The following is a 16230-nucleotide window of genomic DNA, read 5'->3' as shown; positions in this document are numbered from 1 at the left end:
CGGAAGCAGGCCACGCAATGCGTCCAAGGGTGCGCCGGAGGGGCCAGTGCCCGCCGGCGCACCCGGCCGTGCTCCCGGAGCCTCCGCCGGGGCGCTCTCCGGGCTGACCGCGGCCGTGCTGCGCAGCCCCGACCGGGCCGGCACCACCGTGGCCGAGCTCGCGGCGCGGGGAGCCCGCGCCGTGGTGTGCCCGCTGATCGACTTCGAACTGCCTGCCGACACCGCGGCCCTGGACGATTCTCTGCGCCGGTTCCTGGCCGGCGGCCATCGGTGGATCGTCCTCACCAGCGTCACCACGGTGCGGGTGCTGCAGCAGCGCTGCCGGGCCCTGGGCCTGGAGCTGGCGGTGCCCGCCGGAACCCGCCTGGCCGTCGTCGGAGACGCCACTGCCCGCGCCGCCGCGGACGCCGGATGGCACGTCGACTTCCTCCCGGCCTCCGACCATTCCGCCGAAGGCCTCGTCGCCGGCTGGCCCGAGGCGTCCCCCTCCGCGGAGCCGCCAACCTCATCGCAACGGCGGGAGCGGACGGTCTACCTCCCGCAGGCGGACCTGGCCGCGCCCACGCTGGAGGAGGGCCTTCGCTCCCGCGGCTGGGACACCGAGGCGGTGGTCGCCTACCGGACGGTGGACGCCCCCGCCGACCCCGCCCGCCGCGTGGCCGGCGGCGCCGAACCCGAGGCCGGATCCGCCGCCGAACCCGCCGTCGAACCCGCTGCGGAACGGGGTGGCCGGCGCGGCGCCGAGATCCTGGCGCCGGCGGAGCTGGCGGCGCGGCTGGAGGCCGGCCGCATCGACGCGGTCCTGCTGTCCTCGCCGAGCATCGCGCGCCGGTTCGCCGCGCTCGCGCCCGCTCCGCCGGCCTCCGTGGCGCTGGTGGCGATCGGCCGCAGTACCGCCGCCGAACTCCAGCGGCTGGGCCTGGCGCCGGCCGCGACCGCGTCCCTGCCCACCCCGGCAGGGCTTGCCGAGGCCTGGGCCACCGCGCTGGCGGCCCCCGCCGCACCACCCCCGCCGGCCCCATCCACATGACCGACCCCGCCCGCAGAACCGACCACGAAGGAACCGACGTGAGCTTCCCCCAGCACCGGCCCCGCCGCCTGCGCACCACTCCCGCCATGCGGCGCCTCGCCGCGGAGACCCTGATCGCCCCCCAGCAACTGATCCTGCCGGCGTTCATCCGCGAGGGCCTTGCCGAACCGAACCCGATCCAGTCGATGCCCGGCGTGGTGCAGCACACCACGGACACGCTCAAGCGTGCCGCCGCCGAGGCCGCCGGGCTGGGCCTGGGCGGCATCATGCTCTTCGGCATCCCCGAGGAGCGCGATGCCACCGGCAGCGCCGGCGTGGATCCCGACGGCGTGCTCAACCGGGCCATCCGCGACGTGCGCGCCGAGGTGGGCGACGCGCTGGTGGTCATGAGCGACGTCTGCCTCGACGAGTTCACCGACCACGGCCACTGCGGCGTCCTGGACGAGGCCGGACGCGTGGACAACGACGCCACGCTGGAAATCTACGCGGAGATGGCCGTGGCGCAGGCGGAGGCCGGCGCGCACATGCTCGGCCCCTCCGGCATGATGGACGGCCAGGTCGCCGTGATCCGCCAGGCCCTCGACCTCGCCGGCCACCAGGATGTGTCGGTGCTGGCTTACGCCGCGAAGTACGCCTCCGCGTTCTACGGGCCGTTCCGCGAGGCCGTGGACTCCCAGCTGCAGGGGGACCGCCGCACCTACCAGATGGATGCCGCCAACCGCCGCGAGGCGATCCTCGAGGTGGAACTGGACCTGGCCGAGGGCGCCGACATGGTCATGGTCAAGCCGGCCATGAGCTACCTGGACATCGTCGCCGACATCGCCGCGATGTCCCCGGTCCCGGTGTCCGCCTACCAGATCTCCGGCGAATACGCGATGATCGAGGCCGCCGCCGCGCACGGCTGGATCGACCGCCGGGCCGCCATCACCGAATCCGTCCTGGGCATCCGCCGCGCCGGTGCCGACACCGTGCTGACGTACTGGGCCGCCGAACTGGCCGGCTGGCTGAAAGAAGGAAAGTAGACCATGACCTCCTCCAACGAACTCTTCGAGCGCGCCCGGAAGCTGATGCCCGGCGGCGTGAACTCGCCGGTGCGCGCCTTCGGTTCCGTGGGCGGCACCCCCCGCTTCATGGTGGACGCCCACGGCGCCTACCTGACCGACGCCGACGGGGTCCGCTACGTGGACCTGGTCTGCTCCTGGGGCCCGGCACTGCTGGGCCACTCCCACCCGGACGTGCTCGCGGCGGTGCACGCCGCCGTCGACCACGGGCTCTCCTTCGGGGCCTCCACCCCGGACGAGACCCGGCTGGCCGAACTGGTCATGGAGCGCGTGCCCGGCGTCGAACGCATCCGCATGGTCTCCACCGGCACCGAGGCCACCATGACCGCGGTGCGCCTGGCCCGCGGCTTCACCGGCCGGGACCTGATCGTGAAGTTCTCCGGCTGCTACCACGGCCACCTGGACTCGCTGCTGGCCTCCGCAGGCTCCGGGCTGGCGACCATGGCGATGCCCGGATCCGCCGGCGTCACCGCGGCCACCACCGCCGAGACCCTGGTGCTGCCCTACAACGACACCGCCGCCGTGAAGGCCGCGTTCGCCAAGTACGGCGACCGCATCGCCGCCGTGATCACCGAGGCCGCGCCGGCCAACATGGGCGTGGTCACCCCGGACGAGGGCTTCAACGCGTTCCTCTCCCGCACCACCGCCGAGCACGGCGCCCTGCTCATCCTCGACGAGGTCCTCACCGGCTTCCGCACCGGCTGGGCCGGCTACTGGGGCCTGACCGGGGCGAACGAGGGCTGGACCCCGGACCTGTTCACCTTCGGCAAGGTCATCGGCGGAGGCCTGCCCGCCGCCGCGCTGGGCGGGCGCGCCGAGGTCATGGACTACCTGGCGCCGATCGGCCCGGTCTACCAGGCCGGCACGCTCTCCGGGAACCCGGTGGCCATGGCCGCCGGCGTCGCCACGCTGACCCTGGCCACCCCGGAGGTCTACGCCTTCATCGACCGGCGCTCCCTGGAACTGTCCGCCGCGCTTTCCGCCGCGCTGGACGCCGAGGGCGTGGACCACTCCATCCAGCGTGCCGGGAACCTGTTCTCGGTCGCCTTCGGCACCTCGGCGACCGGTGTGCACAACTACGCCCAGGCGCAGGCGCAGGAGGCGTTCCGCTACCGCCCGTTCTTCCACAGCATGCTCGATTCCGGCGTCTACCTGCCGCCGAGCGTGTTCGAGGCCTGGTTCCTCTCCGCCGCCCACGATGACGAGGCCATGGCGAAGATCCACGCCGCCCTGCCGGCGGCCGCCCGTGCCGCCGCTGCCGCGCAGCCGGAGTAGCCGGCCCGCACGCGGTACGACGACGGCCCGCACCTTCCCGGGGGAAGGTGCGGGCCGTCGTCGTACAGGGGCCCCGCTAAGGGCAGGGCCTGCCCCGCGTGCTAGAAGGCGGGGGTGACGTCGCCGTTCGGCCAGGTCTCGGTGATGTAGTCGCGGACCTGGTCCGTGTGCAGCAGCTCATCGAGCTTGGCGATGGCGGGGGTCTCCTCGCCGGCGCGCCAGGCCAGGAAGTTGGCGTACGGGTTGTTCTCCACGGATTCGACGGCCAGCGCGTCCTCGGTGCTCAGGCCGGCCTGCAGGATGAAGTTGCCGTTGACCAGCGCGACGTCGACCTTCGGGTCGGCGACCAGGGTGATCAGGATCTCCGGCTGGTTCTCCTCGAACTTCAGCCCCTTGGGGTTCTGCGCGTCGGTGAGCGTCAGCACGGCGGAGTCGTCCTCGATGCCGGTGAGCAGCCCCGCCGACTCCAGCACCCGCAGCGCACGGATCTGGTTGGACGGGTCGTTGGTGATCGCCACGGTGGCGCCGTCCGGGATCTCCGACGCTTCCTTGTACTTGTCCGAGAACGCGGCGTAGGGCTCGATGTGGACGCCCGCGCCGTGCTCGAAGTTGTAGCCCTTGGTCTTGATCTGGTCCTCGAGCCACGGCAGGTGCTGGTAGTAGTTGGCGTCGATGCTGCCCTCGCTGAGGGCGACATTCGGGGTCTGGTAGTCGTCGAACTCGGTGACCTCGATGTCGATGCCGGCCTCCTTGGCCAGGTTGGCGTCGATGAACTCGAGGATCTTGGCGTGCGGCACCGGCACGGCGCCGACCTTGACCACCGTGGGGTTCGCCGGATCCAGCGTGGCTTCCGCGCTGGGGGTGGTGGAGGTTCCACCACCGCAAGCCGTCAGCGCGAACAGGGCGGCGAGGCCGGTGGCCACAAGGGTGAGCTGCTTACGCATGGAATGCGTCCTATTCTTCCGGCCGGACGCCATGGATGGGTCCGGAGGGTTTCCGCGGCTAGCGGCTACTGGCCGCGGGACCGCCGCCTCTGGGCGGCGGGAATCGAGGGGGCAGGGCCTCAGCGGTGGTCGACCCTGCGGGAAAGGCGGTCGCCGGCGAGCTGGATCAGCTGGACCAGCACCACCATGATCACGATGGTGGCCAGCATGACGGTGGTGTCGAAACGCTGGTAGCCGTAATTGTAGGCGAGACGGCCCAGGCCGCCGCCGCCGATCAGGCCGGCCATCGCGGAGAATCCCACCAGCGTGACCAGCGTGGTGGTCAGGGCGGCGACCAGGCCCGGCATCGCCTCGGCCAGCAGCACCTTGCGGACCACCTGCAGGCGGGTCGAACCCATCACGAGGGCGGCGTCGATCTTGCCGGAACTGACCTCGCGCAGGGAGGTCTCCACGAGGCGGGCGAAAAATGGCACCGTGCCGACGGTCAGGGACACCGAGGCCGCGACCGGGCCGATCGAGGTGCCCACCAGCATCCGGGTGATCGGGATGAGGGACACCATCAGGATGGCGTAGGGGATCGACCGCGTGATGTTCACGATGATGCTGCCCAGCACGGCGTTGATCCACCGTACCGGCGTCAGCCCGCCCGGGGCGGTGGTGTGCAGGATGACGCCCAGCGGCAGGCCGATCAGCACCACGAACACTCCGGAGATCGCCACCATCTGCAGCGTTTCGTAGAAAGCGGTCGGCAGGGCCTTGGTGATGCCCGGGTTGGAGAAGAAGTCGTTGATCACGTCCATCGCCTAGGCCTCCTTCGTGGTCACGGCAATGCCGTTGGCGGTCAGGTGGGCGATGATGGCGGCGAGGTCGGCGCTGGCCGGCAGCTGGATGCGCAGGTGGGCGAACTGGGCGTCGCCGAGGTGCTCCACGGATCCGGCCAGGACGTTGACGTCCGTGTCGAAGCGCCGGGCGATGCCGGAGATGACCGGCTCCGCGGCCGTGTCCCCGGAATAGAGCAGGTCCAGGACGGGGCCCCCGGGCAGCGTCTCCGGAGCCTCCCCGGGCAGCGGCAGCAGGGCCATGGAGAGCCGTCCGCCGGGGGTGGCGACGACGTCGGAGAGCTTGCCGCTTTCGACGATCCGCCCGGATTCGAGCAGCGACACCGAGTCGCAGGCCCGCTTCACGACGTGCATCTCGTGGGTGATGATCAGCACCGTCAGCCCGAGGCGGTCGCGCAGCGCCTTGATCAGGTCGAGGATCTCTTCCGTGGTTGCCGGATCCAGTGCGCTGGTGGGCTCGTCGCACAGCAGCACGTCGGGGTCGGTGGCCAGGGCGCGGGCGATGCCCACGCGCTGGCGCTGCCCGCCGGAAAGCTGGGAGGGGTAGGCGTCGGCGAAGCGGTCCAGGCCCACGAGCTTGAGCAGGTCGGCGACCTTCTTGGCGGTTTCCCGCTTCGGGGTTCCCACCAGTTCCAGGGGGAACGCCACGTTCTGCGCGGTGGTGCGCGAGTCCAGCAGGTTGGCGTGCTGGAACACCATGCCGATGCGCCGGCGGGCCCCGCGCAGTTCGGCGTCGGAGACGCTGGAGAGCTCCTTGTCCCCGATCGAGACGCTGCCGGAGGTCGGCCGGTCCAGCAGCGTCAGGCAGCGCACCAGGGTGGATTTGCCGGCGCCGGAGTGGCCGATGATCCCGTGGACCGAGCCTTTCGGGACGCTGAGCGTCACGCCGTCGAGCGCGACGACGTCGCGGTCTCCTTGGCGATAGACCTTGCGCAGGTCGGTCACTGTGATCAAAAGGAACCCCTGAGGATGGGAGAGAAAGTTACCCCATATTGAAGCATCGCCGAATAATCGTGCGCCAATCGCCGTCATGCGCCCTTCGGGGCCGACATTCCCGGAGGTTCCACCCGTTTGGCCGAACGATGCCCCGTCCAAGGGGCCTTGCGGCGAACGATGCGGCGATGCCCGGCGGCCCCGTCAGGGCGAACATGACGCGGCGTAAGTCGTGAAACTTGTCACATCACCTTTTGGGCGCCGACGGGTCCGCCACCGCACGGGCCCGCTACCTGACCGGCCAGGTTCCTTCCACGACCGCGGCCGGGTCCGTGCGGCGCAGCCACTCCTGCAGGCTGGCCGCCTGCTCGGCGGCCCACTGGACCTGCGCCCCGTGCAGCTGCAGCGGTTCGACCTGGAGTTCCTGGGGATACTTCGCCGCCAGCGCGTCGGCCACCCCGATCGTGGCTGCCGCATCGGCCAGCGAGGTGTGCGCATTCCGCAGCGGGATCCCGTAGAACTCGCACATGGCGGCCAGCGTGCGCTTGCCCCGGCGGTAGCGGTCCACCCGCTTGTCCAGGACGTACGGATCGATCACCGGGGCCGGCTCCAGCGCGGCGATGCCGTAGCGCTCGCATTCGCGGGCCAGCACGGTGAAGTCGTAGGAGGAGTTGAACGCCATGACGGGGACCGTCTGGAACAGGTCGCGCAGGTGCCCGGTGATCTCGGCGACGGCGGTGGCGGCATCCATGCCCTCGGCGACGGCGCGTTCGGTGCTGACCCCGTGGATCGCGGCGGCCTCCTCCGGGATCGGCACGCCCGGGTTCACCAGCCACTCGCGGTGGTGCACGATCTCCTGGCGGCCGTTGACCATCACGATGGACGCGGTCACGATCCGGGCCGTTTGCGGGTCCCGTCCGGTTGTCTCGAGGTCGAAGGCCGCGCGGGGGAGTTCATGCCAGTTGCTCATGGGGCTTAACGCTACCGGGCTCCGCCGTCAGTTTGGGCCGCCGTCACTTTGGGCCGCCGTCTCCGCCCCGGGGCCCGGACACCGGATACCGTTCCGGCGGCTCCCCGTTCGCGGCCTGCCCCACACGCTTCGCGCGCGGGGACCCCTGGCCGCTCTCTTACCTCGCTGCGCTCGGCGCGGGCCCCTCGCCGCCTACCGTTCCGGCGGCTCCCGCACCTCGCTTCGCTCGGCGCGGGCCCCTCGCCGCCTACCGTTCCGGCGGCTCCCGCACCTCGCTTCGCTCGGCGCGGGCCCCTCGCCGCCTACACTGGGCTTCCATGCCCCACGCCCACGCCTACGCCTACGCCGACACCGTCCACGCCCTGGCCGCGCTGGTCCCGCCCGGGCGCGTGCTCAGCTACGGGGACGTCGCCGAACTGCTCACGTCACCCGAGCGGCCCGGTGCGGGCGGTCCGCGCCAGGTCGGCGCCGCCATGGCCGCCGCGCCCACGGACCTGCCGTGGTGGCGGATCCTGCGCGCCGACGGGACCCTGCCGGACGACCTGGCCGAGCGTGCGGCACCGCACTGGGACGCCGAGGGCACGCCGCGGCGCGGAGCGCGCATCGACATGGCCGCGGCCCGCTGGCAGCCGGACGACGCCGGATTCGCCGCCATCGACCGCCTTGCCGAAGCGCTGGCCGCCCCTGCTCCGGCCCCGCGGGCGCGGCGTTCGTGACCCGGTTGCCGGCGGCGCCGCGACCGGCCCAGGGCGGGCGTGGACCCAAGTTGTCGGAGGGTGCTGGTTGGATGGACCCCATGGACCATCCGCAGGCACTGCCGTTGACGCCGCAGCAGGAGCGCATCGTCGGGCTCGGGCCCGGGCACGGCCCGGTGCTGGTGCTGGGCGCGCCCGGGACGGGGAAGACGACGACGGCGCTCGCTGCCGTCGTGCGCCGGCTGGACAGCGGCCTGGACCCGCAGGGGCTGCTGGCCATCGCGCCCTCGCGCGCCTCCGCGACCCGGCTGCGCGATGCGCTGTCCGCGGGCACCGAGACCACGTTCTCCGAACCGGCAGTGCGCACCTGGTCCGCCTACGCCTTCGACCTGATCCGCCGGGCCCGCGTCGCCGGGCACCTGCCCTACGTGCAGCGCCCGCCGCGCCTGCTGTCCGGCCCCGAGCAGGACACCCTCATCGGGCAGCTGCTTGCCGGCCACGCCGCCGGCTTCACGCCCGGGCCCGCCTGGCCGGAGTCGCTCGGCGAGGCGGTGGACACTCGCGGCTTCCGCAAGGAGGTCCGTGAGCTTTTCGACCGCCTGTCCGAGCACGGCCTTGAGGCCGGAGACCTGGCGGACCTCGGCGAGTCCACCGGGATCGCGGAATGGTCGGCCGCCGCCGAGCTATACCAGGAGTACCGCGACCTGCTGGACCTGGGCAGCTCCGAAGCCTTCGACCCCGCCGGGCTGATCACTGCCGCCGCCGACCTGCTGGCCGGCATCCCCGAACTCTTGGAGGGTGAACGGGACCGGCTGCAGCTGGTGGTCGTCGACGACCTGCAGGAAGCCACCCCCTCGCAGCATCGGCTGCTGGAACTGCTCGGCGCCGGCCGGGACCTGCTCGCCTTCGCCTCCCCGGACAGCGTGGTGCAGGGCTTCCGCGGCGCCCGGCCCGACCTCCTGGCCGCCTTCGAGACCCGTTTCGGCAGCGACGAGCGTCCCGCCCGGCACCTGCAGCTCACGCACTCGCTGCGCATGCCGGCGGCGCTTTCCGAGGCCTGGCAGCGGATCGCCCGGCGCATCCCCGTGGCTGCCGGCGCCGGCGGGCGCACCTTCGAGCGCGAGCCGCGGGAGGTGCCCTGGAACGTGCCGGGGGAGCACCCGCCGGCCGACGCTGCCCAAGGCCCTGAGGCCGGGACCGTGGAAGCCCATCTCGTGGACTCCCCGATCCACGAGATGCGCCTGCTCGCCCAGCGCATCCTGGAAGAGCACCTCATGGAGAGACGGCCCTTGGCCTCCATCGCCGTGATCGTGCGCAACGGCGGCCAGGTCCGCGCTGTCTCGCGCTACCTCACCGGCCAAGGGATCGCCGTGACCGTCCCGCCGGCGGAGACCCCGCTGCGCGAGGAACCGGCCGTCCGGCCGCTGCTGGACCTGATGGTGCTGGCGCTCGCGCCCGACACCGCGGCGGACACCGCCGGCGTCGAACTGCTGCTCTCCTCGCGGTACGGCACCTCCACCGCCCTGGACGTGCGCCGGCTGCGCCAGGCACTGCGCCGCGAGGAACGCGTCGCCGGCGGCACCCGCGGCTCCAACGAACTGCTCGCAGCGCTCTTCGAGGAGTCCGCAGCCCTGGAGGGGCTCGGCCGCGAAGCCGCCGGGGCCCGCCGCCTGGTCCGCATGTTCGAGGCGTTGCGCGCCGAACTGGCCGACCTCGGGGCCAATGCCGAAACCGCGCTGTGGGCCCTGTGGGAGGCCTCCGGCATGGAGAAGGCCTGGACGCAGGCCGCGCACGAGGGCGGAAGCGCCGGGGTGCGTGCCGACGCGGACCTGGACGCCGTGATGGCGCTCTTCCAGGCGGCCGAACGCTTCGTGGACCAACTGCCCGGCTCCACCGTCCTGCAGTTCGTCGAGCACGTCCTTGGCCAGGAACTGCCCATGGACACCCTGGCGAACCGCGGCGAAAGCGTCGATGCCGTCGAGGTCATGACCCCCGCCGCCGCGGCAGGGCGCGAATGGGGCCTGGTGCTGCTCCCCGGGCTCCAGGAGGGCATCTGGCCGAACACCCGGCTGCGCGGCGAACTCCTCGGCTCGGGCGCGCTGGCCGACGTCGTCGAACACGGCCCGCACATCCTGCTCCAGCGCGACCCCGCCTCGCGGCTGCGCGCCACCCGGGCCGATGAGCTGCGCACCTTCGCCACGGCGCTCTCCCGCGCCCGGGACGGCGTGGTGTGCGTGGCCGTCTCCTCCGAGGACCACCAGCCCTCCCAGTTCCTGGACCTCGCGGTGCCGTGGACCGAACCCGACCGTCCGCGCCCGGTGACTCCGGTCGCCCGCCCCCGCACCCTCGCAGCCCTCGTCGCGCGGCTGCGCCAGGCCGCCGAGGCCGAGGACGATGCGGCGGTGCGCACCGACGCGGCCACGGTGCTGGCCCGCCTCGCCGCCAGCCCGCGACCGGTGCGCGGCGCCGCCCCGGAACACTGGTGGGGCCTGCTGCCGTCCACCACCGACGCCCCCGTCACCCCGGAGGGCCAGCCGGTGCGGGTGTCCCCGTCCAAGGTCGAAGCGGTCCTGGAATCCCCGCTGAACTGGTTTGTCCAGGCTGCCGGCGGCGAGGCGGCCACCGACTTCGCGCGCAGCCTGGGCACCCTGGTCCACGGGATCGCCGAGGACCTGCCGGATGCCAGCGGCAGCGAGTACGCGGCCGAACTTGAACGGCGCTGGCCGGACCTGGACATGCCCGTGAACTGGGAAAGCGCCCGGGACAAGGAACGCGCCGATTCCATGCTGCGCAAGCTGGCCCAATACGCGCTGCTCATGCGTGGCCAGGGCCGCACCCTGGCCGGACGCGAGGTCGCGTTCGACGTCGAGGTGGCCGGCGGGACGCGCTCGGCCCGCCTGCGCGGGGTAATGGACCGCGTCGAGATCGACGCGGACGGCCGCGCCTACGTCGTGGACCTGAAGACGGGCAAGTCGCAGCCGGCCGGCAAGGACGTCGAGAAGCACGCCCAGCTGGGCAGCTACCAGGCCGCCGTGCTCGCCGGTGCGCTGGAGGGCAAGCTGGAGGTGCTGGTCCCGCAGCAGCCGGCCGGGGCCGCCCTGGTCCAGCTCGGCACCGGCACCAAGAGCCCCCGCGAACAGGCGCAGCCGCCGGTCGAGGGTGAGGACTGGGCCACCCCGATGGTCCTGGCCGCCGCCGAACTGATGGGCGCGGCCGACTTCCTGGCCCGCCACGACCCCTCCAAGGGGGGCCGCGGCGGGTCCGCCTGCCGGCTGCCCTCCGTCTGCCCGCTGTGCAGCGAAGGAAAGCAGGTCACCGAACCGTGACGGAGGAGACCATGACCGAGAAGACGATGACGGAGACGGCAGGGGAGGACACCGGCGGGGATCCGGCGGCACCGCGTTTCACCCCGGAGGAACTGGCCGACCTGCTCGGCCAGCACCAGCCGACCGCCGAACAGTCGGCCATCATCTCGTCACCGCTGGCTCCCATGCTCGTGGTCGCCGGCGCGGGCTCCGGCAAGACCGCCACCATGGCCGACCGCGTGGTGTGGCTCGTCGCCAACGGGCTGGTCCGCTCCGAACAGATCCTCGGGGTGACCTTCACCCGCAAGGCCGCCGGCGAACTGGCCCAGCGCATCCGCCAGCAGCTGGCCAAGCTGGCACGCAGCGGGCTGCTGCCCGAGGCCGAGGACGACGCGTCCCTCGAACCCACGGTTTCCACCTACCACTCCTATGCCAACACCCTGGTCCAGGACCACGGGCTGCGCATCGGCGTCGAAAGTGACACCGTCCTGCTCGGCGGGGCCCAGGCCTGGCAGCTCGCGGCAACTGTGGTGGACGCCTACGACGGGGACCACGCGCACCTGAGCGCTTCCAAGGCCACGCTCATCGACGCCGTCGTGAATTTCGCGGGCGAATGCGCCGAGCACCTCGTTGACCCGGGGCACGCGCGTGCCTGGCTGGACGAGCTGGTCGGGACGCTGTCCGCCCTTCCGTACCGCGAGGACAAGCCGGCGGCCCCCGCGCAGAAGGCGCTGGAGCTGCTGGACAGGCTGCGCACCCGTTCGACCGTCGCCGGCCTGGCCGAGGGCTACGCCGGGGAGAAGCGCCGCCGCGGCGTGCTCGACTACGGCGACCTGGTGGCGCTGGCGGCCCGCATCGCCCGGACCGTCCCCGCCGCCGGGGCGGCCGAGCGCTCCCGCTTCAAGGTGGTCCTGCTCGACGAGTTCCAGGACACCTCGCACGCCCAGATGGTGCTCTTCTCCTGCCTGTACGGCGGGGGCCACGCGGTGACCGCGGTGGGTGACCCCAACCAGTCGATCTACGGTTTCCGGGGCGCGTCCGCGGGCCAGCTTTTCCGCTTCCCGCAGGAATTCCCCTCCGCCGGACCCGGGGGCCGGTCCCCGGCGGAGGTCGCCTTCCTGACCACGGCCTGGCGGAATTCCATCAACGTCCTCGAGGCCGCCAACGCGGTCTCCGCACCGCTGAACAGGGCCCATCTGGACAGGGCCCCCGGCACCGGCACCAATGCCGGGTCGGGACGGCTGCAGGTGCCCCCGCTGGTGGCTAGCCCCTTCGCCGGTCCTGGCCGCGTGGAACTGGTCCGGGCCGCCACCAGCGCCGACGAGGCCACGGGCCTGGCTCGCCGGCTGGGTGCCGAACGCCACGCCTTCCGCACCGCCCACGGGCACCTGCCCACGATGGCCGTGCTGTGCCGCACGCGCGGCCAGCTGGGCGGCATTGCCGAGGCGCTCACCGGCCAGGGGATCCCCTACGAGATCGTGGGCCTGGGCGGGCTGCTGGGCATGCCCGAGGTCACCGACCTGGTGGCGACCCTGCGCGTGCTGGTGGATCCGGGCCGCTCCGATGCCCTGCTGCGCCTGGTTTCCGGCGCCCGCTGGCGGCTGGGCCCGGCCGATCTCATGGCCTTTTCCGACTGGTCGCGTTTCCTGGCCCGGCGCCGCGACCACGCGGTCAACCACCGCCGTCCGGTGGACCTGGACTCCCCGGAACATCCCGACGACGCCGTCCAGGCGGAGGCCCGGGCCGAACTGCACGACGCCGCCAGCCTGGTCGAGGCCCTCGACACCCTCCCCAAGCCCGGCTGGACGAGCACCGACGGACGCTCGCTGACCCCGGCGGCGCTTGAGCGCCTGATCCGGCTGCAGCGCGAGATCCGCCACCTGCGCTCCTTCGTCGACGACGACCTGACGGTCCTGTTGGGGGAGGTCGAGCGGGCCATGCACCTGGACATCGAGGTCGCGGCCCGGCCCGGCACGGACATCCACGCCGCGCGCCGGCACCTCGACGCCTTTGCCGATGTCGCCGCCGGATTTGCCGAATCGGGGCTGCGCACCGACCTGGCCGGGTTCCTGGCCTGGCTCGACGCCGCCGCCGAGAAGGAGGGCGGCCTGGAGATCGTGCAGGCGGAGGCGTCCACGGAGGCCGTGCAGCTGCTCACCATCCATGCCTCCAAGGGGCTGGAGTGGGACGTCGTCGCCGTCACCGGGCTCAACGACACGGTCTTCCCCTCCGCGCGCGATTCGCGCTGGACCAGCGGCGACAGCTCGCTGCCCTGGCCGCTGCGCGGGGACCGCCACGACCTGCCCCAGTGGGACACCGAGCAGCCCAGCCTGTCGGAGGCCGTCAAGGCGGAGGAACGGTTCCGCTCCGACGTGCTCGCCCACGGCGAGGAGGAGGAACGGCGGCTTGCCTACGTGGCCCTGACGCGGGCCAAGGACCTGCTGGTGTGCTCATCGACCGTCTGGACCGGGACCCGGTCCAAGCCCACCGCCCCGTCGGTGTTCCTCGAGGACCTGCGCCCGCTGGCCGAGGAACCGACGCCGGCCGCAGCCGTCGTGCACTGGGTGGAGGACGCGGACGCGCCCGAGGCCAACCCGTTCCGGGAGGAACCGGTCGAAGCGACCTGGCCCTACGACCCGCTCGAGGGTCCGGTGCGCCTGCGCAACGGCCGCCCCGAGCCGCGTCCGGCGGGCCGGCGCGAGCGCCTGGCGGCAGCGGCCGCCGCCGTCGAGGACAGGATCCGGCAGCGCCTGGCCCACGCCCTAGACGTGGCAGGGCAGCCGCCCGCGCCGTCCGGGGCCGAAACCGCACAGGGCCAAGGCTGGGACCACGAGGCCGGGCTGCTGCTGGCGCGCCACCTCGGAGAGGGGCAGGGGCGCGAACGCACCGCGCTCCCGCCGCATGTGCGCGCCTCGCTGTTCGTGGACCTGGCCACCGACGCCGAGGCGGTGCTGCGCCAGCTGCGCCGTCCGGTGCCGCGCCGCCCAGGCACCGCTGCCCGCCGCGGCACCGCGTTCCATGCGTGGGTGGAGGAGCACTACGGAAGCACCGGCATGCTGGACCTGGGGGAGTTCCCGGGCGCGGCCGATGCCTTCGTCGACGAGCTCTACGGCCTGGAGGAGATGAAGGAGCGTTTCCTCGCCTCCGAATGGGCCGAGCGCCAGCCGGCGTTCATCGAGGTGCCCGTGGAGACCCGGGTAGGACCGGTCACCGTCCGCGGACGCATCGACGCCGTCTTCCGGGACGACGACGGCGCCTGGGACCTGGTCGACTGGAAGACCGGACGGGTGCCCTCCGGCCGCGAGCTGGCCGTGAAGTCCCTGCAGCTGGCGGTGTACCGGCTGGCCTGGTCGCGGCTGCGCGGGGTTCCGCTGGACCAGGTCAAGGCCGCGTTCTACTACGTCGGCCAAGGCCGCACCGTGCGCCCGCACGACCTCGCCGAGGAAGCCGAACTCGAGCGCCTGGTCGCCGCCTCGCTCGGGGATCCCTCCTCGCCTGGGAACTAAGCGCTTGGGGACCAAGCGCCCGGGGACCAAGCGCTCGTAGGCCGGGCCGGGACGGTGTCCTGGGTTTGCTTGGCCGGCTAGGCCCGGCCGCGCGGATTGATCTGGATGACCGGCAGGGCCGACGTTTCCTCCTCGGAGCCGCCGGCGCCCTGCAGGTCGCCGGCGGAGTCCTTCCCGGAGCCTCGGCCGGAGTCCTGCCTCGAGTCCTGCCCAGAGTCGTCGCCCGATTCGTGGGCGGATTCCTGCCCGGAATCCTCATCGGATCCATCGGATCCATCGGCGCCGGACGCGACGGGCGCGGCGGACCGCTTCGGTCCCGCCGGCCGAAGCTCGATGACCCGGCCCGTGGGCTCGGAGGAGCGCCCCGGTGCGGGGCCCTCCTTCTCGACGATCACGGCGTCCTCGGTATCTTCGTCCTCGCTGTCTTCGTCCTCGGCGCTGCCGTTCCCGGGGTCGCCTCCGGCGCTGTCCGTTTCCGCCGCGTCGTCGCCGTCGGAGGCATCGTCGTCCCCTGCCGGGGCGTCGGCGCCGCCGGGCGCATCCGCCGCTGCGGCGGCGGTGCCGTCCCGGCCCTCGGCGTCCGCGGTCTCCGTGCCTGCGGCCCCCGCGCCCGAGGTCCCCGTGGCGGGGGTGCCGGCACTGTCCGCGGCCGGAACCCCTTCGCCGTCCTGCGCGTCGTCCGTGTCGTCGAAAAAGCCGGCGCCGTCCTCGGGCCGGGGCGGGCGCGGCGGCTCGACGATGCTGATCGGCTGTCCGCCGAACTCGGCGATGTCCTCGTCGAGTTCGCGCAGCATCTGCGCCGCTTCGTCGGTCCGCTCCTCGTCGGAGGTCAGCAGCCCCTTTACCAGCCACTGGGCGAGCGCGAATTCGGCCGCCAGCGCGGCACGGCGCATGATGTGCGGGTCCGCCTGTTCGCCGCGGACCCCCACGTAGGCCTCCAGCACCGCGTCCGCGAAGGACTGTTCGTGCGCGGCGGCCAGCCAGGCGAAGTCGTCGGCGGGGTCGCCGATGCGCAGGTCCGTCCAGCCGGTGACGGCGGTGATCCGGCCGTCCTCCAGCAGCATGTGGTCCTCGTGCAGGTCCCCGTGCACCACGGTGGGGTTGAACCGCCACAGCGCGGCGTCCTCCAGCGCGTGCTCCCAGCGGCGCAGCAGCCGGGCCGGGATGCGCCCGGTGGTGGCCGCCTGGTCCAGCTCGTTGAGCTTGCGCTGGCGGAACTCGTTGGCGGTGTAGCTGGGCAGGTCGGCGCGGTCCACCACGGACGGGGGCAGGCCGTGGATCGCTGCCATCACCTTGCCCAGGTCCTCGGCGGTGCGCCCGCCCAACGCCACCAGCGACTCGAGGTCGTACAGGGAGCCGGGCACGTGGTTGTAGACGAAGGTGCGCAGGGGTCCCTGGCGGACGGTCCCGGCCACGGAGGGCAGCAGGAACGGCAGGCCGGCGCGGATGCCGGGGGAGAAGGACCGCAGCGCGGCCAGCTCGGTCTCCAGGCGCATGCTCGCTTCCTCGTGGCGCGGCGAGCGGACGCGCCAGCGGTTGCGCCGGTCGTCGACGATCAGCGCGGAGTCGAAGTCGTCGGCGTCGTCGGCCATGCCGGCCACGCCCGTCGGCGACAGACCCGGCACCGCAGCGGTCGCGATCGCGGCGAGTTCCATGGGAGAGCGTTTCACTG

Annotated in this window: 11 protein-coding genes; 6 read left to right on the top strand and 5 right to left on the bottom strand. The window is 72.9% G+C overall.

Annotation, left to right across the window (positions count from 1 at the left end; genetic code table 11):
• The first annotated feature begins 46 nt into the window (after window positions 1-46).
• Genes ABD912_RS03470 through hemL form a run of 3 tightly spaced genes read left to right on the top strand, consistent with a single transcriptional unit; the run spans window position 47 to window position 3366 of the window.
• The gene (locus tag ABD912_RS03470; RefSeq protein ID WP_345148499.1) at window positions 47-1030 is read left to right on the top strand and encodes a uroporphyrinogen-III synthase; all 984 of its coding nucleotides are present in this window, start codon (window positions 47-49) and stop codon (window positions 1028-1030) included.
• A gap of 38 nt (window positions 1031-1068) precedes the next feature.
• The gene (hemB, locus tag ABD912_RS03465; protein ID WP_345148497.1) at window positions 1069-2052 is read left to right on the top strand and encodes a porphobilinogen synthase; all 984 of its coding nucleotides are present in this window, start codon (window positions 1069-1071) and stop codon (window positions 2050-2052) included.
• A gap of 3 nt (window positions 2053-2055) precedes the next feature.
• On the top strand, window positions 2056-3366 hold the full coding sequence (gene hemL, locus ABD912_RS03460; RefSeq protein ID WP_345148495.1) for a glutamate-1-semialdehyde 2,1-aminomutase: 1311 nt from the start codon (window positions 2056-2058) through the stop codon (window positions 3364-3366).
• 101 nt (window positions 3367-3467) lie between these two features.
• Here hemL and ABD912_RS03455 read toward each other — a convergent pair whose 3' ends face one another.
• The 4 genes from ABD912_RS03455 to ABD912_RS03440 all read right to left on the bottom strand — a co-directional run bounded on the left by ABD912_RS03455 (window position 3468) and on the right by ABD912_RS03440 (window position 7052).
• Window positions 3468-4310: a MetQ/NlpA family ABC transporter substrate-binding protein gene (locus tag ABD912_RS03455; protein WP_345148493.1), complete on the bottom strand. Its 843-nt coding sequence runs from the start codon at window positions 4308-4310 to the stop codon at window positions 3468-3470.
• A 119-nt stretch (window positions 4311-4429) separates the two neighbouring features.
• Window positions 4430-5110: a methionine ABC transporter permease gene (locus tag ABD912_RS03450; RefSeq protein ID WP_345148491.1), complete on the bottom strand. Its 681-nt coding sequence runs from the start codon at window positions 5108-5110 to the stop codon at window positions 4430-4432.
• 3 nt (window positions 5111-5113) lie between these two features.
• Window positions 5114-6103 (bottom strand): methionine ABC transporter ATP-binding protein, encoded by a 990-nt coding sequence (locus tag ABD912_RS03445; RefSeq protein ID WP_425548014.1) that lies wholly within the window; start codon window positions 6101-6103, stop codon window positions 5114-5116.
• A 268-nt stretch (window positions 6104-6371) separates the two neighbouring features.
• A complete protein-coding gene (locus tag ABD912_RS03440) occupies window positions 6372-7052 on the bottom strand; it encodes a 3'-5' exonuclease (RefSeq protein ID WP_345148489.1) in 681 nt (226 codons plus the stop codon).
• Window positions 7053-7369: 317 nt separating this feature from the next.
• On the opposite strand from ABD912_RS03440, the gene ABD912_RS03435 reads away from it, so the two are divergent.
• From ABD912_RS03435 to ABD912_RS03425, 3 genes are all read left to right on the top strand, one after another.
• Entirely contained in the window at window positions 7370-7768 is a 399-nt protein-coding gene (locus tag ABD912_RS03435) for an MGMT family protein (protein WP_345148487.1), read from the top strand.
• 80 nt (window positions 7769-7848) lie between these two features.
• On the top strand, window positions 7849-11073 hold the full coding sequence (locus ABD912_RS03430; protein ID WP_345148485.1) for an ATP-dependent helicase: 3225 nt from the start codon (window positions 7849-7851) through the stop codon (window positions 11071-11073).
• An 11-nt stretch (window positions 11074-11084) separates the two neighbouring features.
• On the top strand, window positions 11085-14558 hold the full coding sequence (locus ABD912_RS03425; protein ID WP_345148483.1) for an ATP-dependent helicase: 3474 nt from the start codon (window positions 11085-11087) through the stop codon (window positions 14556-14558).
• Between the two features lie 77 nt (window positions 14559-14635).
• Here the strand turns inward: ABD912_RS03425 and ABD912_RS03420 are convergent, their stop codons facing one another.
• Window positions 14636-16228, bottom strand: coding sequence for a phosphotransferase (locus tag ABD912_RS03420; protein WP_345148481.1), 1593 nt, complete (start codon window positions 16226-16228; stop codon window positions 14636-14638).
• Window positions 16229-16230 lie beyond the last annotated feature (2 nt).

Source organism: Arthrobacter ginkgonis (assembly GCF_039540195.1).
Lineage (GTDB): Bacteria > Actinomycetota > Actinomycetes > Actinomycetales > Micrococcaceae > Zafaria > Zafaria ginkgonis.
Note: the sequence above shows the minus strand (reverse complement) of the source record. Positions and strands in the feature narration are given on the sequence as shown.